This is a genomic window from Caldicellulosiruptor kronotskyensis 2002, assembly GCF_000166775.1.
Classification (GTDB): Bacteria; Bacillota; Thermoanaerobacteria; order Caldicellulosiruptorales; family Caldicellulosiruptoraceae; genus Caldicellulosiruptor; species Caldicellulosiruptor kronotskyensis.
In genome coordinates this window covers 1369980-1390034 of record NC_014720.1, presented here as the reverse complement: position 1 = coordinate 1390034, position 20055 = coordinate 1369980, and the positions used below count along the sequence as shown (strand labels likewise).

The 20055-nt window shown below is 35.2% G+C and carries 16 protein-coding genes; 1 reads left to right on the top strand and 15 read right to left on the bottom strand.

Annotated elements, in window-relative coordinates; genetic code table 11:
• Nucleotide 1: 1 nt before the first annotated feature.
• The 6 genes from CALKRO_RS06165 to miaB all read right to left on the bottom strand — a co-directional run bounded on the left by CALKRO_RS06165 (nucleotide 2) and on the right by miaB (nucleotide 8465).
• Entirely contained in the window at nucleotides 2–1282 is a 1281-nt protein-coding gene (locus tag CALKRO_RS06165) for a methionine gamma-lyase family protein (RefSeq protein WP_013430186.1), read from the bottom strand.
• A 101-nt stretch (nucleotides 1283–1383) separates the two neighbouring features.
• The gene (gene hfq, locus CALKRO_RS06160) at nucleotides 1384–1662 is read right to left on the bottom strand and encodes an RNA chaperone Hfq (protein ID WP_013430185.1); all 279 of its coding nucleotides are present in this window, start codon (nucleotides 1660–1662) and stop codon (nucleotides 1384–1386) included.
• 64 nt (nucleotides 1663–1726) lie between these two features.
• On the bottom strand, nucleotides 1727–2665 hold the full coding sequence (gene miaA, locus CALKRO_RS06155) for a tRNA (adenosine(37)-N6)-dimethylallyltransferase MiaA (RefSeq protein WP_013430184.1): 939 nt from the start codon (nucleotides 2663–2665) through the stop codon (nucleotides 1727–1729).
• Nucleotides 2666–2688: 23 nt separating this feature from the next.
• Nucleotides 2689–4458, bottom strand: a complete 1770-nt coding sequence (gene mutL, locus CALKRO_RS06150; protein WP_013430183.1) for a DNA mismatch repair endonuclease MutL — start codon at nucleotides 4456–4458, stop codon at nucleotides 2689–2691.
• Nucleotides 4455–7046, bottom strand: a complete 2592-nt coding sequence (mutS, locus tag CALKRO_RS06145; protein WP_013430182.1) for a DNA mismatch repair protein MutS — start codon at nucleotides 7044–7046, stop codon at nucleotides 4455–4457. The genes mutL and mutS overlap by 4 nt, the downstream gene beginning before the upstream one ends.
• A gap of 3 nt (nucleotides 7047–7049) precedes the next feature.
• On the bottom strand, nucleotides 7050–8465 hold the full coding sequence (gene miaB / locus CALKRO_RS06140; protein WP_013430181.1) for a tRNA (N6-isopentenyl adenosine(37)-C2)-methylthiotransferase MiaB: 1416 nt from the start codon (nucleotides 8463–8465) through the stop codon (nucleotides 7050–7052).
• Nucleotides 8466–8642: 177 nt separating this feature from the next.
• On the opposite strand from miaB, the gene CALKRO_RS06135 reads away from it, so the two are divergent.
• Nucleotides 8643–8840 (top strand): alpha/beta-type small acid-soluble spore protein, encoded by a 198-nt coding sequence (locus CALKRO_RS06135; RefSeq protein ID WP_013403131.1) that lies wholly within the window; start codon nucleotides 8643–8645, stop codon nucleotides 8838–8840.
• Nucleotides 8841–8898: 58 nt separating this feature from the next.
• On the opposite strand, the gene CALKRO_RS06130 is transcribed toward CALKRO_RS06135, so the two are convergent.
• The 9 genes from CALKRO_RS06130 to CALKRO_RS06090 form a co-directional block, all read right to left on the bottom strand.
• On the bottom strand, nucleotides 8899–9330 hold the full coding sequence (locus CALKRO_RS06130) for an ACT domain-containing protein (RefSeq protein ID WP_013430180.1): 432 nt from the start codon (nucleotides 9328–9330) through the stop codon (nucleotides 8899–8901).
• Between the two features lie 66 nt (nucleotides 9331–9396).
• Complete coding sequence (locus CALKRO_RS06125; protein ID WP_013430179.1) at nucleotides 9397–10698, bottom strand: phenylacetate--CoA ligase family protein; 1302 nt, start codon at nucleotides 10696–10698, stop codon at nucleotides 9397–9399.
• Nucleotides 10699–10700: 2 nt separating this feature from the next.
• Entirely contained in the window at nucleotides 10701–11294 is a 594-nt protein-coding gene (locus CALKRO_RS06120; protein WP_013430178.1) for an indolepyruvate oxidoreductase subunit beta, read from the bottom strand.
• A gap of 4 nt (nucleotides 11295–11298) precedes the next feature.
• Nucleotides 11299–13035, bottom strand: coding sequence for an indolepyruvate ferredoxin oxidoreductase subunit alpha (gene iorA / locus CALKRO_RS06115; protein WP_013430177.1), 1737 nt, complete (start codon nucleotides 13033–13035; stop codon nucleotides 11299–11301).
• A gap of 22 nt (nucleotides 13036–13057) precedes the next feature.
• The gene (locus tag CALKRO_RS06110; protein WP_013430176.1) at nucleotides 13058–14359 is read right to left on the bottom strand and encodes a phenylacetate--CoA ligase family protein; all 1302 of its coding nucleotides are present in this window, start codon (nucleotides 14357–14359) and stop codon (nucleotides 13058–13060) included.
• A 152-nt stretch (nucleotides 14360–14511) separates the two neighbouring features.
• On the bottom strand, nucleotides 14512–17106 hold the full coding sequence (gene clpB / locus CALKRO_RS06105; protein ID WP_013430175.1) for an ATP-dependent chaperone ClpB: 2595 nt from the start codon (nucleotides 17104–17106) through the stop codon (nucleotides 14512–14514).
• A gap of 84 nt (nucleotides 17107–17190) precedes the next feature.
• Nucleotides 17191–17637, bottom strand: a complete 447-nt coding sequence (locus tag CALKRO_RS06100; RefSeq protein WP_013430174.1) for an Hsp20/alpha crystallin family protein — start codon at nucleotides 17635–17637, stop codon at nucleotides 17191–17193.
• 183 nt (nucleotides 17638–17820) lie between these two features.
• Nucleotides 17821–18282 (bottom strand): transcriptional regulator NrdR, encoded by a 462-nt coding sequence (gene nrdR / locus CALKRO_RS06095; protein ID WP_013430173.1) that lies wholly within the window; start codon nucleotides 18280–18282, stop codon nucleotides 17821–17823.
• Nucleotides 18279–19952, bottom strand: coding sequence for a sensor domain-containing diguanylate cyclase (locus CALKRO_RS06090; RefSeq protein WP_013430172.1), 1674 nt, complete (start codon nucleotides 19950–19952; stop codon nucleotides 18279–18281). The genes nrdR and CALKRO_RS06090 overlap by 4 nt, the downstream gene beginning before the upstream one ends.
• Nucleotides 19953–20055: the final 103 nt, after the last annotated feature.

Below are 20055 nucleotides of genomic sequence, written 5' to 3'. Positions count from 1 at the left end.
ATTACATCCTCCTGATATTTTCTATAGCATGCAAAATCCCAACAAGTCCAGTTTCAAATGAAGAACTACCTTGAAGGTATGCGGCATAAGGCTCTCTGATTGGCGCATCACAAGAAAGTTCCAAAGACGTACCCTGTACAAATCCGCCTGCTGCCATTATTACTTTATGAGAATATCCCGGCATATCCCAAGGTTCAGGCAAAACATTGCTGTCGACAGGACAGCCTTTTTGCACCCCTTGACAAAATCTTATAAGTTCGTATTCGTTTTTAAACACAATTGTCTGAATTATATCTGTTCTTTTTTCATTAAATTTTGGAAAAACTTCATATCCTAACTTTTCCATTATATATGAAGCAAACATAGCCACTTTCAAGCTTTCAGCAACAAGATATGGTGAGAATAAAAGCCCTTGTAAAATCTCTTTGTTAAATCCAAGAGACGGCCCAACTTCTTTCCCCATGCCGGGAGAATTCAGCCTGTCTGCACACATTTCAACAAGTTCTTTTTTCCCTGCGATATAGCCGCCACATGAAGCAATTGTCCCACCAGGATTTTTGATAAGTGAACCTGCTATCAAGTCTGCTCCTATTTCGGTTGGTTCCAATTTTTCCACAAATTCACCGTAACAGTTGTCAACTACAACAAATGTTTGTGGAGAAATAGATTTTATATACTTAATTACCATTTCTAACTTTTCAATTGAAATTGAACTTCTGAGAGAATATCCTCGTGAACGCTGAATAAAAACTACTTTTATAAAATTTTCTTTTAAAGTAGTTTCTATTTTTTCAAAGTCAAAGCTATTACCCTTCAAATCGATTTCCTGGTATTTTATTCCGTACTCAATAAGATTTCCATGCCCACCTTCTTTTATTCCTATTACTTTTTGAAGTGTATCGTATGGTTTTCCGCTGATTGAAAGAAGGATATCACCTGGTCTGAGCAAAGCAAATAGCATTGTTGCAATTGCCTGCGTACCAGAAATAAATTGGATTCGCACAAGTGCATCGTCACATCCGAAAACTTTTGCAAAGATTTTTTCAGTCACATCTCGCCCGCTATCTGAGTACCCATATCCATCTGTCTTATTCAAATGTGTGTATGAAAGTTTGTTTATGTGAAAAGCATTTAAAACCTTTAACTGATTGAATGACTTTATTTGCTCTACAAATTCAAAATTTTCTTTTAAATCTTCTAAAGCTTGTTCTGTTAAGCTTAGTAATTCATAAGAAAAATTATAAAATTTTTTTAATCCGTCGATATCTATCTTCAATATCATTGGCACCTCTCTTTTAAATTCTGATTGTCAAAAATTAAAGAAAGCTCATGAAACACTCGTTCATGAGCTTTCTTTTGAAATTGTGCGTTCTATTTTGTCTCTTAACCTTGATTATTATTTGATTGTTGAGAAGCTTGTTGATTATTCTGTGCCTGAGCCATATAGTTTATTGGCTTTGAAGGCATGATTGAAGATATAGCGTGTTTGTAAATTAGTTGTTGCTTGTTATTGTCAGTCTCTACAATCAATGTAAAATTGTCAAAACCCTTGATAGTACCTTTTAACTGAAAACCGCTGAGTAGGAAAATTGTAACATTTACTTTTTCTTTTCTTAATTGGTTTAAAAATAAGTCCTGCAAGTTTAAACTTCCTTTCGCCACTTTATGTATTCCTCCCCAAACTTAAAAGTTTTTTATATTATAATTTTTATATGTTTTTCTTAAATTATACCACACTTTTGCAAAGTTCAAAACATTTTTTCACAACTTCTTCAAACCTCATACCTGTTACATCCAAAAATACAAATTCTCCCTGATATTTAAACCAAATCCTCTGCCTTTTAGCAAACTGTCTTGTCCTTATTTTAAGTTCTTCTTTGGCCTCTTGCAAAGAAATCTTCCCTTCAACATACGGTATCACCTGCTTATATCCAAGCCCTTGCATAGATTTCAAATCCTTCGAATATCCCATCTCTAAAAGCTTTTTGACTTCATCTACAAGTCCCATGTCAAACATTTTTTCAACCCGCTGGTCAATTCTTTGCCAAAGAGCTTCTCTTTCCATTATAAAACATAGCGACAATACATTATATTTTTCACTTCCCTTCCTTCTTACCTTATCTAAAAACTCTGTTGGCTTTTTGCCAGTCAAAAAATAAATTTCCAAATATCTTACAACCCTTTTTACATTGTTTGGATGAACAGAATTTGCAGCATCTTTGTCTATTTCTTTAAGAAGTTCGTAAAGATACATATTGCCTTTATTATTAAGCTCATCAAAAAGCTTTTTTCTAACTTGTTTTGAATCCCCCATCTCAGGAAATTCAATATCGTCCACAACTGACTTTATATAAAAGCCAGTACCGCCCACAAGTAAAGGTACCTTACCTCTTTTATAAATATCAAAAATTGCATTCGTTGCATCCTTTTGAAACATCGCCACATTATAGTCCTCATCTGGAAATACTACATCAATAACATGATGTCTGACAGCTTCTCTTTGCTCCTTTGTAGGCTTTGCTGTACCAATATCCATAAGCTTGTATACACACATCGAATCTGCAGACACAATCTCGCCATTTACAAGCTGAGCCAGCTCCACTGCAACATCTGTTTTCCCCGTGGCAGTAAGTCCTGCAATAACAATTAAAGGTATTTTCTCCATTATTCTTTCACCTGCGCTGATATTTATACAATTCTTTTGAACATTTTTTCAATTTCTCTCTTAGAAATCTCTACTACCACTGGTCTTCCATGCGGACAGTGAAAAATTTCTTTTTTGATTAGCACAAGTTCAACTATTTCTTTTTTTTCTAAGTCTGAAATTTTACTATTTCCTTTTACTGCTGCTCTGCAAGCAATTCTTTTTAGCAGGTCCTCAGAAATTCCTACAAGACTCTTATCTTCAACCATTTGTTCGTATATCATCTCTATTATGTCAATTAAAAACATTTTTTCGATATTCTCAGTCAGTATAGCAGGCCATGTCCTCACTAATATTTCATTTTTCCCAAAATCCTCAATTTCAAAACCCATCTTTTGAAAGATAGCTTGGTTTGAAATCACAAACTCTTTTCGTGAAGATGGAATCTGAACAATAACAGGAGAAGCCAACACTTGGCTTTGAACATTTGAAGAATAAATTTGGCTTTTAAAATCTTCAAATAATCTTCTTTCATGCACCGCGTGCTGGTCAATAAGGTATAAGCTGTCATCGCCTTGCACAATAATATAGGTATCAAAAGCGTAACCAACAATCTTGTAGTTTCCTGCATCAAAGTTTTCAAAGCCCTGTTGCTCAATTACAATCTCTTCTCTCCTTGAAAAAATTCTAAAGAAATTTGGCTGCTCTGAAATAACTAAGGATATATTATTTTTTAAGTTATCAGATAAAACTCCAGCTTGTTTTCGCTCAGCAACAGCATCATTTCCAACATTAGTTTTACTTAAATCAGCTTTAGGAATCATTTTTTCCGATTTCAACGAATCTGTTATAGCTTTATAAATAGTATTGTAAACAAATCTTTCATCTCTGAACTTTATTTCGAGTTTTGATGGATGCACATTGACATCAATCTCAGAAGGCGGAATTTGTATAAAAAGAAAAACTATTGGAAATCTACCTGTGATGACCGAATTCTTAAACGCCTCATCAATGCACGATGAAAGAAGTTTGCTTTTGATATATCTTCTGTTGACATAAAAATGATAACCTGAGCGTGTAGCTCTGCTCACAGTGGGGTTTACAAAATAACCCCAAACTTTTAAAGATTCTTTCTCAAGAGAAAATTCAACAAGATTTTTTACTATTTCTATCCCAAATATAGAACCAATGGCAGACTCAATCTTATTATCTCCTGGTGTAAAAATTTGTCTTTTGCCATCTGCCTCTGCCCGAAATGAAATCTCCGGCCATGCAATTGCAATCTTTTCTACCACCTCAAGACAATACTTTTGTTCAGTTGTTGGAGATTTTAAAAATTTTAACCTTGCAGGAGTATTGTAAAAGATATCTTCAACAACAATTCTTGTCCCCTCTTTAAAAGGACAAAAACTTTTAGAAAGGACTTTCCCACCTTCTACTTTTACCATGCACCCTCGTTCTTCTTCTAAATGCTTAGAAACAAGTGTCACCTTTGATACACTTGATATTGCACAGAGCGCCTCCCCTCTAAATCCCATTGTTTTGATGCTAAATATATCCTCAAAAGATTTTATCTTGCTGGTTGTATGTCTTTCAAACACATATTCCATGTCATCAGGGTGAATTCCCTTTCCATTATCATATACCTCAATTCTCTTCATACCACCTTTTTCTATTTTAACATCAATTAAATTTGCTCCTGCATCTATTGAATTTTCCAAAAGTTCTTTGAGGCAGGATGCCGGTCTTTCTACAACCTCACCCGCTGCCAAGATGTGAGTTAACTGTTCAGGAAGTTTGTAAAGCTCTCTCATATCAATTGCCTCTCTTTGGCTTTAATTATTTCATGTTTGAGCTCACTTAGGATATTTAAAGCCTGGATAGGAGTTATATTTAATATATCAAGCTTTTCAATTTTGTCTATTATCTCCTCTTTTTTATATGAAAAGAAATCTATCTGCTCTGTAAACTCCTTTTTGATTTCTTTTCTAAGTTTTCTAATATTCTTTCTATTTATATCAGCTTCTTCAAGCTGTTTTAGAATTTCCTCTGCCCTTTTTAATACCTCTTCTGGAATTCCAGCAAGCCGTGCAACATGAATCCCATAACTTGAGTCACATCCACCTCTAACAATTTTCCTTAAAAATATAATGTTTTTGCCCTCCTCCTTTACATCAACCCTATAGTTTTTTACACCTGGAATCCTCTCTTCAAGCTCTGTTAGCTCATGGTAATGAGTTGCAAAAAGAGTTTTTGCACCAATTTTAGATTTATCAGCAACATACTCTAAAACTGCCCATGCTATGGAAAGTCCATCATATGTGCTTGTTCCTCTTCCAACCTCGTCAAAAATTATAAGGCTTTTTGGCGTTGCATTTTTCAGTATGTTCGCAACTTCTGACATCTCAACCATGAAGGTACTCTGCCCAGATGAAATATCATCAGATGCCCCTATCCGTGAAAAGATTTTATCAACTACACCAATGTATGCCTCATCAGCAGGTACAAAACATCCCATCTGTGCCATTATGACAATTAAGGCTACCTGTCTCATGTATGTAGACTTACCAGCCATATTTGGACCAGTTATAATCAAAACTCTGTTTTCTGCCTGATCAAGTTCAGTGTCATTTGGAATGAAATTGCCCCTGCCTATCATCTTTTCAACAACTGGGTGTCTACCGTTCTTAATATATATTCTATCCCCTAAGTAAACATTTGGCCTGACATACTCATTGTCAATTGCAATACGGGCAAATGAACACAGAACATCCAAGATGGCAATATTGCTTGCTGTCTTTTGAATTCTTTCAATCTGAGCCTCAATCCTATCCCTTATTTCGCAAAAAAGCTGGTATTCAAGTTCGATGAGTTTCTGGTCAGCACCCAATATTTCATCTTCCAATTTTTTGAGCTCCTCTGTTATATATCTTTCTGCATTTGCAAGAGTTTGTTTTCGAATGTACCTGTCCGGAACAAGAGAGTAGTTTGACTTGGTCACCTCAATATAGTATCCAAAAACCTTGTTATAACCAATCCTGAGATTTTTTATACCTGTGAGGTTTCTCTCTTTCTCTTCGTACTGAACCAAAAGTTCCTTGCTATTTTTGGATATATTTCTCAATCTATCTACTTCTTCATTAAAACCATCTTTAATTATTCCACCCTCTTTTAGGGTCACAGGTGCATCCTCATTTATAGAACTGTCAATAAGCGCATATATATCTTCTAATGTATCAAGACCCTCATAAATCTCTTTTAACAGTTGTGCAGAAAATGAAGAAAGAAGTTTTTTTAAAGCTGGCAGCACTTCAATCGACCTTTTTAGACTTAGCAAATCTTTGGCATTCACATTCTTATATGCAAACTTTGAAGAAAGTCTTTCTATGTCATACATTCTACTCAAAAGCTCTTCTATCTGTACTAAAATGGAATAGTTTGATTTGAGCTGCTCAACACTGTCGAGCCTTCTATTAATCTCAATAACGTCAATAAGAGGTCTTTCAATCCATTTTTTTAATAGCCTTGAACCCATTGACGTCTTTGTTTGGTCCAAAATACCAAGAAGGCTATTCTTTCTGGAGCGCTGAATAATACTCTCTGTGAGCTCCAAATTTCTCTTTGTATTTATGTCAATCTGAAGATAGTTTTGGACTCTGTAAAATTCATACCTTCTTATATAATCAAAGGAAATTTTTTGGGTCTCTATTAAATACTTTAGCAGATTCCCTACGCTCAAAATTAGCCTTTCATCTATTTTACCTACATTTATCTGATTTTCTATGACCTCATAGCACTTTTGTAAATCCACAAACTCTATCATCTGCACAAAAGAAGCGCAGTTTTTCTTCAAAAATTCATAAAGCTCATCTTCTATATTTGAAATTAAAATTTCACTGGGACTGTATTTGCCAATTTCATTTACCAGTTTCTGAAGGTCCTCTTCAAGAAGGCAAGAGTACATCTCACCAGTTGAAACATCTACAAATGTCAGGGCAAATTCAGATCTGCCTTTTGATATACAACATATGAAATTATTGGCTGTCGAAATATTATCGTCAATAAATGTGCCTGGAGTTATTATTCTTGTAATTTCCCTTTTAACAATTCCCTTTGCAAGCTTTGGGTCTTCCACCTGTTCGCAGATAGCAACCTTGTAACCTTTTTCGATAAGCTTTGCAATGTAACTGGTCGCAGAATGGTACGGCACACCGCACATAGGAGCTTTTTCATTGTTTCCACAATCTCTGCTGGTTAAAGCTATCTCAAGCTCTTTAGACGCCACAATCGCATCTTCAAAAAACATCTCATAAAAATCGCCAAGCCTAAAAAATAAAATACAATCTTTCACCTTCTGTTTTATTTCCATATATTGCTGCATCATAGGAGTTAACTCTTGCATAATCTAAATCACCTCGCCATACAGCCAATGCTCTGCAGCTTCTAATATCTTTACATTGACAAACTTAAACATAAACTCCTCAGAACATTTCACATTGACAACCTTGTTTGTTCTTGTCCTTCCAACAAGCAAGTTATTTCTTTTAGAGCGACCATCAATAAGAATTTCGTATGTTCTGCCAAGCATCTGCCTGTTCTTTTTTAAAGCTATCTCTTCAACAAGCTTTACAAGACGTTGAAATCTTTGGTGTTTTATATTATCTGGAACTTGATTGGGCATTTTTTCAGCTGGTGTCCCTCTTCTTTTCGAATAGATAAATGTATATGCAGAATCAAACTCTACCTTTCTGCACACATCAAGAGTATCTTCAAAATCTTCATCTGTTTCTCCCGGAAAACCTACAATTATGTCAGTGGTAATTGCTATATCAGGAATATTTGTTTTAAGCTTTTCAACAAGTCTAAGATAGTCTTCTTTTGTATAGTGCCTGTTCATAGCCTTTAATATCCTTGTTGACCCCGACTGAACTGGCAGATGTATATGTTCACAGACTTTCTCCAAATCCCTCATAGCCACAATAAGCTCGTCTGACAAATCCTTAGGATGAGAAGTTACAAATCTAATCCTCTCAATTCCTTTTATTTCATTTACCTTTTCAAGTAGCTTCGGGAAGGTGATATTATTTCCTAAGTCTTTTCCATATGAATTAACATTTTGCCCCAAAAGAGTAACTTCTTTTATTCCATTTTGAGCAAGCTGTTCAATCTCATAAATAATCTCTTCAGGTTGCCTGCTTCTTTCTCTTCCTCTGACATATGGAACTATGCAATAAGAACAAAAGTTGTTACATCCGTAAATTATATTGACAAATGCACTAACTCCTTGCCTTCTTGCAGTTGGAATTCCTTCAACAACCACATCCTCATCTTCCGAAACATCAATAACAGTTTTTTTCTCGGTAATAGCAGTGTAAAGAAGTTGCGGAAATTTATGAAGACTTTTTGTGCCAAATATTATATCCAGAAATGGAAACAATTTTGCAAGTTTTTGTGCAACTTCAACCTGCTGCGGCATACATCCGCACACACCAATTATCAAATCAGGCTTTTTTTCCTTTAGCCTCTTTAAAGGACCAATATTTCCATATACCCTTGACTCTGCATGTTCTCGCACGCTACATGTGTTAAATATTATCAAGTCAGCTTCTTGAATGTTTTCAGTCTCAATGTATCCCATTGCATTTAATATTCCAGCTAATTTTTCAGAATCATGAACGTTCATCTGACAGCCGTATGTCACAATATGATATTTTTTATTTTTGCCATTTGCAAGGTAATACTCTGTATTCATTTTTTCAATCTCTTCAACAAACGGCGCCTGTGTTCCAAAATCTATATAATAAATGCCTTTGTTTTCCAATTTTATCCCCCTCAAAACTTTTTATTTGACAAGCTTTATTATAGCATTTTATTTGTCAAATTATAATATCTTAAAGTCTCCCATTTTTTTCTTAATATTTCTTTAATACTTGGTGCACACTTCTTTATTGAAAGCAGAAACAAAAATCTTTTTCAACAAAAAGGGAGGAAAACTAAGATGCCAAGAAGAAAGAGACTTGTTCCAGAGGCAGCACCTCAACTTGACAAATTAAAACAGGAAACTGCCAGTGAGGTTGGTGTAACTCTTGACAACTACAATCCTAACATCACTGCAAAACAAGCTGGAACTGTCGGTGGATATATGGTTAAAAAGATGATACAGGACTATCAAAACAGAGCAAAAAATCAGCAATAACAAAACGGGGAGGAAAGTCAAAACTTTCCTCCCCATCTTCTCAATTAATATAATCAAATTACAATGCATATACCTCTTCAGCTGGAAGTATTTTTACATTGTTTTCTTTTAGCACTTCAATTGCCTCATCAGCTTTCTCTACTTTTAGTATAACAAGAGCCTGGTCACTAAGCTTTCCGACAAAAGCATACATGTACTCTATCCCTATGTCTTTTTTGTAAAGTATTTCAAGAACCTTTGCAAGCCCTCCTGGTTTGTCTTCCACAGCAATGGCAATTACATCTGTTGCCGAAACTGTAAAACCATTTTCTTTTAAAACCTGCAAGGCTAAATCAGGCTTGTTAACAATCAGCCTCAAGATACCAAAATCGGTTGTATCAGCAATTGACAAAGCTGAGATGTCTATATCGTGCTTACCTAATATCCCTGTCACTTCTGCAAGCCTGCCTGATTTGTTTTCCAAAAAAACTGAGATTTGCTTTACAAACATCTTAATTACCTCCTACAATCACAGACTTACCACTTTACCTATTATATAGATACCCAATTTTTTTAATTATATTTTTCTCTTGTCAATAACTCTTTTGGCCTTCCCTTCACTTCTTTCAATTGTCTTTGGTTCAACAAGTCGAACCTTTACAGAAATTCCAAGAGTCTCTTCAATAGCTTTTGTTATTTTCTTCTCAAGCTGTTCAAGTTTTTTAACCTCATCAGAAAACATTCTTTCAGAAACTTCTACTAAAACCTCAAGAACATCAAGATTGTTAACCCTGTCCACAATCAGCTGATAATGTGGCTCGACTTCTCCCATCTCAAGTAGGACGCTTTCTATCTGAGATGGGAAGACATTGACACCACGTATAATTATCATATCATCAGTTCTACCAATTACCTTTTCCATCCTTACTAATGTTCTACCACACTTGCACCTATCATAGTGAAGAGCAGTTATGTCTCTTGTTCTGTATCTTATAAGCGGAAGTCCTTCTTTTGTAATTGTGGTAAATACAAGCTCACCATATTCACCTTCGCCCAAAACCTCACCTGTTTCGGGATTAATTATTTCAGGTAAGAAATGGTCTTCATTTATATGCATTCCACACTGATATTCACATTCAAACGAAACCCCAGGTCCAATTATTTCTGAAAGACCGTATATATCGTATGCCTTGATATTCAATTTTGATTCTATCTCTTTTCGCATGTTTTCTGACCACGGTTCTGCACCAAATACCCCTGACTTTAATTTAAGCTGAGATTTATTAATTCCCATCTCTTCCATAGTTTCAGCAAGATAGAGAGCATATGAAGGTGTGCAAGCCAAAACTGTTGTTCCAAAATCCACCATAATCTGTATCTGTCTTCGCGTATTTCCAGATGAAATTGGTATTACTGATGCACCAATCCGCTCTGCCCCGTAGTGAACACCAAGCCCACCTGTGAAAAGACCATAGCCATATGCTATCTGGACAAACGAGTGTTTGTCAGCTCCAGCTGCCACAAGTGTCCTTGCCATAACCTCAGACCAAATACCAATATCATGTTTTGTGTATCCGACAACAGTGGGTTTACCTGTTGTTCCAGAAGAAGCATGAATTCTTACAATTTCGCTCAAAGGTACAGCAAAAAGTCCATACGGGTAGTTATCACGCAAGTCCTGTTTTGTAGTAAATGGAAGTTTCTTTAGGTCGTCCAAGCTCTTTATGTTTTCAGGGATAATACCAAGCTCTTGCATTTTTCGCCTGTAATACGGCACGCTCGTATATACTCTTTTTACAGTCTCAACAAGTCTTTTGAGCTGAATTTCCTGCAAAGTACTTCTGTCCATGCACTCCATATGTTCATCCCAATATCTCATCTTCACTTTTCCACCTCACACATTTCTATTCTTCTACCAAGCTCAAATGCTTTTAAATTAATTTCAATAAACTCTTTTTTTACATTCCTCTCTATAGACTTTTTAAATAAAGCCTCATCTATATCCAAAAACCTGCTAAAAAATCCCAGCATCAAGGTATTTTGGACCCTTGAATTTCCTAACTGAGAAAGCAGCTTTTTAACTTCAACTCTACAAGCCTTAACACCAACTGTTTGCAAGATTTTTTCTACATCAGGATATTCATAAGCTCCTGTTATTACACTCAGAGGAGGAATTTCATAATCTGAATATATCAAAATGCCATTATTTTTCAGATACTCAAGCCACCTTAAAGCTTCTAATTTTTCAAACGCCAAAATATAATCAGCTTCTGCTCTGTCCACAAGAGGTGAGAATACTTTTTCACCTGCTTTTACATATGTAACTACACTTCCGCCTCTTTGTGCCATACCATGGACTTCAGAAATTTTTACATCATATCCAACATTTAATAGAACATCTCCCAAAATTTTGCTAAATAATATATTTCCCTGACCACCAACACCAACTATCAATATATTTATATTCTTCTTCATACAATCACTGCTCCTTTTGACTTGAAATTGCTCCAAACTTACAAACATCTTCACACATTCCACATGCAAGACATAAGTTAGTATCAATTGTAGGTTTATCTTTTAAGGAAATAGCAGGACAACCCAAACTCAAGCATAGTCTGCAATTTTTGCATTTTTCAAAATCAATATATCTTTTTGAAATTGTAAACTTATGTCTTCGGTGTAATCTGCATGGTGCTTTAGCAATTACAACCTTAACACCTGGGAGGTCTAATAATTGCTTTATTTTTACTACATTTTCCTTTATTTTATACGGATTTACTTCCTCTACTGCAACGCAGCCTAATGCTCTGCAAAGGCTCATAAGGTCAAGTTTGTAAGTTTGCTCTCCTTTTATTGTATATCCTGTTGCGGGATGGTCTTGATGCCCCGTCATTCCAGTTGTTGAGTTGTCTAAAATCATAACAAGTATATCAGAACCATTGTATACAGCATCAATAATACCTGTTATCCCTGAGTGAACAAATGTAGAATCTCCAATCACTGCGATAACCTTTTGATTTTTATCTGATGCATTTGATATTCCGTGCGCCATTCCAATACTTGCACCCATGCAAACGCAACTGTCCATTGCATTAAAAGGAGATAGTGCCCCTAAGGTGTAACATCCAATATCCCCTGTGATGACAACATCTTTTAGTCTGCTTAAAACATAAAAAATTCCTCTGTGGGGACATCCAGGACAGAGTACAGGAAGTCTTGGAGGTAGTGTCTGTTTTACTTTGTACGGAAGTTCAACTTCTTTGTTCTCCACTGCCTTTTTTATAAATGATGGCGAATATTCACCTGTTAATTTGAAAATCTCTTTTCCCACAATATTGTTTATCCCCATTGCTTTTATATTCTCTTCCAAAAATGGGTCAAGCTCTTCAACTACATACACCTTTTCAAATCGAGAACAAAAATCTTTTATTAGTCTCTCTGGAAGTGGCCAAACCATGCCAAGTTTCAAAACCCACGCATCAGGATAAGCTTCTTTGACATACTGGTAAGCTATCCCAGAGGCAATGAAAGCCATTTTCTCTGTTCCTTGTTCAACCTTGTTAATTCCAATTGTCTCTGAAAATTCTTTTAAACTTTTTAATCTTCTTTCTACAAATTCATGGCGTGGACGGGCCATTGCAGGCATCATGACATATTTTTGTATATCTTTTTTGTATTCAAATTTTACTTCTTCTCGCTGCCCTTCTTCTACAACAGATTGAGAATGAGCAATTCTTGTGGTAAGCCGCAAAATTACAGGAGTATCAAACTTTTCGCTCATCTCAAAACCAATCTTGACAAAATCAATGCATTCCTGACTGTCAGATGGCTCTAATACAGGTACTTTTGCTGCTTTTGCTATATTTCTGGTATCTTGCTCGTTTTGAGAAGAATGCATACCTGGGTCGTCTGCAACAGCTATCAAAAGCCCGGCATTTACTCCTGTGTAAGATGCAGTAAAAAGAGGGTCTGCTGCCACATTTAAACCTACATGTTTCATTGAACAGATGGCACGCCTGCCGTAAATAGCTGCACCAATTGCAACCTCAAGCGCTACTTTCTCGTTTGGCGCCCATTCACAATAGATTTCATCATACTGGGCTATTGCCTCTGTAATCTCTGTTGAAGGTGTGCCAGGGTAAGCTGTTGCAACCTTAACTCCTGCTTCATAACATCCTCTGGCAACAGCAAAATTTCCAAGCAAAAGCTTTTTCAATTTATCTCAGCCTCCATTACATTTAATTGTTTTTATTTCTCAAATCAATTACTCTTTTTGCCTTTCCAGTAGTTCTTTCTAAAGTTTTTGGTTCAACAAGTTTTACCTTAACATTTAATCCCAATACAGTAAATATCCTGTGCCTTATCTTATTTTCTAATTTCTCGAGTTCAGCATATCTTTCCAAAAGTTTTCCATCAACAAGCTCTACATGAACTTCTAAATCATCCAAATATCCTTTCTTTGTGACAACAAGTTGATAGTGAGGACCTATACCTTCAATTCCCATTAGAACACTTTCTATCTGAGAGGGAAATACATTGACACCTCGGATTATTAGCATATCATCTGTTCTTCCTTTAACAGATGTCATTCTCACATTTGTCCTTCCGCACTTGCATGGCTCATATATAAGTGAGGTGATATCCCTTGTTCTATATCTTATAAGAGGCATACCTTCTTTTGTGATGGTTGTCAATACAAGCTCTCCTGTTTCTCCTTCTTCAAGAACCTCTCCTGTGTCGGGATTTATTATCTCAGGATAGAAATGGTCTTCATTTATATGTAACCCTTCTCTATATTCACACTCTCCAGAAACCCCTGGACCAATTATTTCAGAAAGTCCATAATTTTCTGTTGCAAAAAGTCCCCACTTCTTTTCAATCTCTCTTCTCATCTCAACTGTTGAAGCTTCTGCACCAAAAAGGCCCAGTCTTAGTTTTATCTTTGACTTATCAATGCCAAGTTCATTTGCCACCTCGTCTATGTAAAGTGCATAAGACGGTGTACATACCAAAACTGTAGCTCCAAAATCCTGCATAACCATAAGCTGCTTTTCAGTATTACCACTTGAAATTGGAATTACTGTTGCACCAATTCTCTCTAAACCCTGGTGAAGTCCAAAAGCACCAGTAAAGAGTCCGTAACCAAAAGCAATCTGAGCAATATCATGTTCTCTGACACCTGCTGCTGTGACTATTCTTGCAACAACCTCTGTCCACACTTCCATGTCATGTTTTGTATATCCTACAACGGTTGGCTTACCTGTTGTGCCTGAGGAGGCGTGAATTCTAACAATTTTTGAAAGAGGGACAGTAAAAAGACCATACGGATAGTTTTCTCTCAGGTCATCCTTAGTTGTGAAGGGAAGAAGCCGAATATCTTTTAAAGTCTTAATATGATGTGGCTTTACTCCTATTTCATCGAATTTTTTACGGTAAAAAGGAACATTTTCATAAACCCTTTCTACCGTTCTTTTAAGTCTTTCAAGCTGCAGTTCTTCATACTGTTTTCTATTGAGTTTTTCATATTCAGACCATATCATCCCAACCTACCATCCTTCCTACCTTTTATGTATAAATTCAAATATGCAAAAACCACAAACTTATTAAGTATTATATTTTAATATCTCATCTTTTTCAAGCAAAAAACTAAAAAAAAGGCCATGTCAAACCTCACAAAATGTTCGACATGGCTCTACTTTACTATAACAAATTTTCCATTTTCAATATCTATATCAATCCTCTCACCTTCAACAATGGTACCCTTTAAAATCTCTTTTGCTATAAGTGTCTCAACATTTTTTTGCAAGAACCTTTTTATTGGCCTTGCACCAAAGTTTACATCAAAGGCATTTTCCATAACAAACTCTTTTGCTCTTTGTGTCAGCCTTATTGAAATTCCTTTTTCTATTAGCTTCTGCTGGATTTCTGCAACTCGAAGGTCAATAATTTTTATAATCTGCTCTTTTGTGAGAGGTTTGAAGATTATAATCTCGTCAAGCCTGTTTAAAAACTCTGGTCTAAAATGTAATTTTAATTCTCTATCTATTAGTTTCCGTGTCTCTTCATCTATTTCACCATTTGAAATTTTTGCATTCAAAAGATACTCACTTCCCAAGTTAGAGGTCATTATTATTATTGTATTTTTAAAATCCACAGTCCTGCCCTTAGAATCAGTAAGCCTTCCATCATCCATTATCTGAAGAAGAATATTAAAAACATCTCTATGAGCTTTTTCTATCTCGTCAAAAAGCACAACAGAATAAGGTTTTGTTCTAACAGCTTCTGTGAGCTGGCCTCCTTCTTCATATCCTACATATCCTGGTGGTGCTCCAATCAAGCGTGAAACTGAGTGTTTTTCCATATACTCTGTCATGTCAATTCTTATCATATTGTTTTCAGAGTCAAACAGAGCTTCAGCTAACGCTCTTGCAAGTTCTGTTTTACCAACACCAGTTGGACCTAAAAACAAGAAGGTACCTATTGGTTTTCTCGGGTCTTTTATTCCAGCTCGTGCTCTCATTATTGCATTGCACACAGCTTCAATTGCTTCATCCTGACCAACAACACGTCTGTGCAAAATTTTGTCAAGCTCTAAAATCTTTTGCCTTTCTGTCTCTACAAGCTTAGCAACAGGAATTCCTGTCCATTTTGATACAATCTTTGCAATCTCCTCTTCTGTTACTTCCTCTTTTAAAAGTCTTCTTTCCGGTGGGATCTTTTCTAACTCCTGACGTTTTCTATCTAAAGCTTTTTGGAGTTCTATTAACTTGCCATATTTCAGCTCAGAGAGCCTATTTAGGTCATAGTTTCTTTCAGCCTCTTCAATTTGAATCTTAACATTTTCAATCTCTTCTTTGATTCTTCTTACCTCTTTTATTAGCTCTTTTTCATAATCCCATTGAGCTGAAAGCTCATCTGCCCTGCTTTGAAGCTGCGCAATTTCCTTTTCAATCTCCTCTATGCGCTGTTTTGCGCTCGGGTTTTCTTCTTTTTGCAAAACATTCTTTTCAATTCTCAGCTGCATAATTTTCCTTGTAATTTCATCCAGTTCTGTAGGCATAGAGTCTATCTCAGTTCTCAAAAGTGCAGCTGCCTCGTCAATCAAGTCGATTGCTTTATCAGGTAAGAATCTATCTGAAATATATCTGTCCGAAAGCTTTGCTGCTGCAATCAAAGCATCATCTGTGATTCGTACTCCGTGATGGATTTCAAATCTCTCTTTAAGTCCTCTCAAAATGGAAATGGTATCTTCAACAGATGGAGGATTTACTAAAACAGGCTGAAATCTCCTTTCAAGTGCAGCATCCTTTTCTATATATCTTCTATATTCGTCAATTGTTGTTGCACCGATACAATGCAGTTCTCCCCTTGCCAGCATGGGCTTTAAAAGGTTTCCTGCATCCATAGCACCTTCTGCTCTTCCAGCTCCAACTATGTTGTGTATCTCATCAATAAAAAGTATTATTCTTCCTTCAGAAGCAATGATTTCATTTAAAACAGCTTTCAGTCTTTCTTCAAACTCTCCTCTGTATTTTGCACCTGCAATGAGGGCACCCAAATCAAGAGCAAAAATTGTCTTGTCTTTAAGCCCCTCTGGTACATCTCCTTTTACAATTCTTTGTGCAAGCCCTTCAACAATAGCAGTTTTACCAACTCCAGGCTCGCCAATTAAAACAGGGTTATTTTTGGTTCTGCGCGAAAGTATTTGGATAACTCTTCTTATCTCTTCATCTCTTCCAATTACAGGATCAAGCTTGCCTTTTCTTGCAAGTTCAGTAAGGTCGCGGCCATATTTTTTTAAAACTTCATAAACTTCCTCAGGATTTGGATTTGTTATTCTTTGATTCCCCCTAATTTTATAAAGCTGCTGTAAAAATTTTTCGCGTGTAATTCCATATTTTCTGAATATACTCTTAGAAGAAGGGATATCTGAGTCTATCATAGCTAAATAAACATGCTCAACGCTTATATATTCGTCTTTAAACTTTTTTGCTTCCTCTTCTGCCCTGATTAAAATCTCGTTTACATATCTATTTACGTATACCGTTGAAGCACCAGGTCCGTATACCATTGGAATCTTTTTCAGCTGCTCTTCAATATCTCTTTTATAAAGCTCTATGTCAATACCCATGTTTTTAAGAATCTTTGCTACAAGTTTATCATCTTCATTCACAAGTGCATAATGGAGATGCTCTGGACCTATTTCTTGATGCTTGTAAACAATAGCTGTATTTTGTGCATCTAATAGAGCAGTTTGAAGACTTTGAGTAAATCTTTCCATATTCATCTCAAATCAACACCTCACGTAAAAAGTATTTAAAGGACAGTATAAAACAATCAGGGAAGGTCTTTACCTTCCCTGAGAATTTGCTTATTCTATATCAATTGTTCTTACATTTGGTTTTGAAGGTCGTTCTTTTGGAAGTACTATTCTCAAGATTCCGTCCTCGTATTTTGCTTTGATACCATCCTCTTTTACATTGTCAAGATAGAATGTTCGGGAAAATGCACCATATCTTCTTTCTCGTCTTATAAAGTTTTCTCTCTCTTCTTTTTCCTCTTTCTTTGTCTCTGCCTTTATTGTAAGTTTGTTATCATAAAGCTCTATCTTGATATCCTCTTTTTTGACCCCCGGAAGTTCTGCTTCAATAATATACTCATTTTCAGTCTCCTTAATGTCAGTCCTCATGAATCTTGTACCTTTTTCAAAAGGTGCAAAGAAATCTTCAAACCAGTCATCAATGTCAAAAAACTCTCTTTCAATCTTTCTCATAATGTCAAACGGTTTTCTTCCAAATGGAACTATGTCTCTGAGCATCTTACATCACCCTCCTCTTTTCTATTTTTTATTTTTAGGGCGTTTTTGATTTTGACTATCTTTGACTTTCAATTACTATTATATACCTTTTTCTTTTACTTTCAATTCTCAAATTTGCCCAAAATCGACGATTTTCTGTGATTTTTTGTACTCTACTTTTATTTTTCTCACTTTCTCTCAAGATTATTCTATCTTTTCTGTTAAAAGCTTCTGAAGCTCTTCTATAAAGGTATTTATATCCTTAAACTGCCTGTAAACAGAAGCAAACCTCACATATGAAATCTCATCAATCTTCTTGAGCTTTTCCATAACCATCTCACCAATTTCTCTTGATGAGATTTCTTCGCGCATAGAATTATAAATCTCATTCTCAATTTCATCTACAATCTTATTCATCTGCTCAATAGAGACAGGTCTTTTCTGGCACGCTTTTATAATACCATTTAAGATCTTATTCCTGTCAAACTCTTCTCTTCTATTATCTTTTTTAATAACTAAAATTGGCTGTTTTTCTATTTTTTCGTATGTTGTAAACCTTTTTTGACATTTTAGACACTCACGTCTTCTTTTTATAGTTTTTCCTTCATTAGTTGGGCGAGTATCAACAACTTTACTGTCTTCATACCCACAAAAAGGACATCTCATACTTTCATCTCCAATTCCTGATTATATACTACTGTGCAATTTTTCCCACTACTTTTTGCTCTATACATTGCAATATCTGCACATTTAATAAGATCTTTTACATTGTCAGCATGCAAAGGATAAGAAGCAATACCAAAGCTAACTGTTACCCGTGTTTGAATCAAATTATCTTCTATTGTTTCACTTTCAATAGCTCTTCTGATTCTCTCAACTACCTTGTAAGCTTCATTACTTTCAAGGTGATTAAAGACTATTATAAATTCCTCTCCTCCATAACGTGCAACAATATCACCTTTTCGTACTCTTTCTTTTGCTATTCTAACTATCGTTTGCAACACCTTGTCGCCGAACAAATGTCCGTATGTATCATTTAACTTTTTAAAATTATCAACATCAAAAAGAGCAATGCTAATCGGATATCTTCCTGCAGATGCCTGAATCTCTCTTTCTAAGACTTCATAAAGATATATTCTATTGAAAGCACCCGTTAGCCCATCAACCATAGCCATTGACCTCATCTGCTGATACAAACTTGAGTTTTCCAATGCAATTGAAACTTGTGCAGCAATAGATGTTAAAAATCTAAGATTGTCTTCTGTAAATACATCTTCAAATATATGTTCGAGTAGTATTATTCCATACTTGTCATTTTTTGTCGCCAATGAAGCATACATTATCGACTTTGTAGCTCTTCCATTTATAAAAGGACAATCTTCACTGCTCACCTTATTCCTATAGCCATTTTCACAATTTAATGCAACACTTCTGAGCCACCCTATATTCTCCTGCTTAAAGCTTTCTTTTTGTTCGTTCTCTGGAAGGTTAGAAAATGCAACATAAAGCTCTGTTTTTTCTTTATTAAATAAAAGTATAGAGCTTTTGTCAACACCAGTGACTCCAATTAAAACATCATTAACAAACTTTAAAAGCTCATTAGTATCAAGTATTTGTGTTATTATTTTACTAATTTCCTGAAGATTAAAAAATTCCCCCAGAGAGATGTTTAGTCTTTTGTTAATCTCCTTCAGATAACTTATTTCCCTTTCCAATTCTTTAATTTTTGCATCTTTTGCCTCACTAAGCTGCTGTTGGTTTCTTAAATTTTCTTCGTACTGTTTTAGTTTTATACTAATTTCATTAGTTTGACTTTTTTCAAAGACCTCAAGTTTGTTAGAATAAGAAAACCAAAAGATATAAAATAGAATATAAAATAGGTTTCTCAAATCTTCGCTGGTGATATTGTTTGTAATAAAATCGAGAAATATAAAAAATGTATATGAAAAAATCAAAACCATTGCTACTTGCCTTAAATTTCTCATATTTATTCTTTCAATGTAGAATAGGAATACAAGCGATATGACAAACATCAAATCAAAAAGCCTCTCATATCCGAAAAAGAATACAAGATTTACAACCTCAAAAAATTTCAAATACCTAAAAATCTCTTCATTAATCTGTCCATTCTTACCAAAAAGCCATATCTTAAATATATTGTAGGCTGATGAAATAAACAAAAATATTAGAGGAACAAGCCACTGTGAAAAAGAAAGTGTTTCTATAGTGGGTGAAAATAACAGCTTATCAAAAAGTAAGTACACTGCAATTGATAAAATTAAAAACCATGAAATTTTTATGTATTCCCTTTCAATTGCTATTTTTTCAGTGCTCACAAACCTTCCTCCCATTTATAGCAATCCATTGTCTTCAAGTAACAACTTTTTTTTTTTTGCATTTATGCTATATATTTACAATAATCAAAAAATACAACACAAG

Bases quoted from the DNA above. Each gene is read 5' to 3' on its own strand.
- CALKRO_RS06165 (WP_013430186.1), bottom strand. From the start codon at position 1,282: ATGATATTGAAGATAGATATCGACGGATTAAAAAAATTTTATAATTTT.
- miaA (WP_013430184.1), bottom strand. From the start codon at position 2,665: ATGGAGAAAATACCTTTAATTGTTATTGCAGGACTTACTGCCACGGGG.
- mutL (WP_013430183.1), bottom strand. From the start codon at position 4,458: ATGAGAGAGCTTTACAAACTTCCTGAACAGTTAACTCACATCTTGGCA.
- mutS (WP_013430182.1), bottom strand. From the start codon at position 7,046: ATGCAAGAGTTAACTCCTATGATGCAGCAATATATGGAAATAAAACAG.
- CALKRO_RS06135 (WP_013403131.1), top strand. From the start codon at position 8,643: ATGCCAAGAAGAAAGAGACTTGTTCCAGAGGCAGCACCTCAACTTGAC.
- CALKRO_RS06130 (WP_013430180.1), bottom strand. From the start codon at position 9,330: ATGTTTGTAAAGCAAATCTCAGTTTTTTTGGAAAACAAATCAGGCAGG.
- CALKRO_RS06125 (WP_013430179.1), bottom strand. From the start codon at position 10,698: ATGAGATATTGGGATGAACATATGGAGTGCATGGACAGAAGTACTTTG.
- CALKRO_RS06120 (WP_013430178.1), bottom strand. From the start codon at position 11,294: ATGAAGAAGAATATAAATATATTGATAGTTGGTGTTGGTGGTCAGGGA.
- CALKRO_RS06110 (WP_013430176.1), bottom strand. From the start codon at position 14,359: ATGATATGGTCTGAATATGAAAAACTCAATAGAAAACAGTATGAAGAA.
- clpB (WP_013430175.1), bottom strand. From the start codon at position 17,106: ATGAATATGGAAAGATTTACTCAAAGTCTTCAAACTGCTCTATTAGAT.
- CALKRO_RS06100 (WP_013430174.1), bottom strand. From the start codon at position 17,637: ATGCTCAGAGACATAGTTCCATTTGGAAGAAAACCGTTTGACATTATG.
- nrdR (WP_013430173.1), bottom strand. From the start codon at position 18,282: ATGAGATGTCCTTTTTGTGGGTATGAAGACAGTAAAGTTGTTGATACT.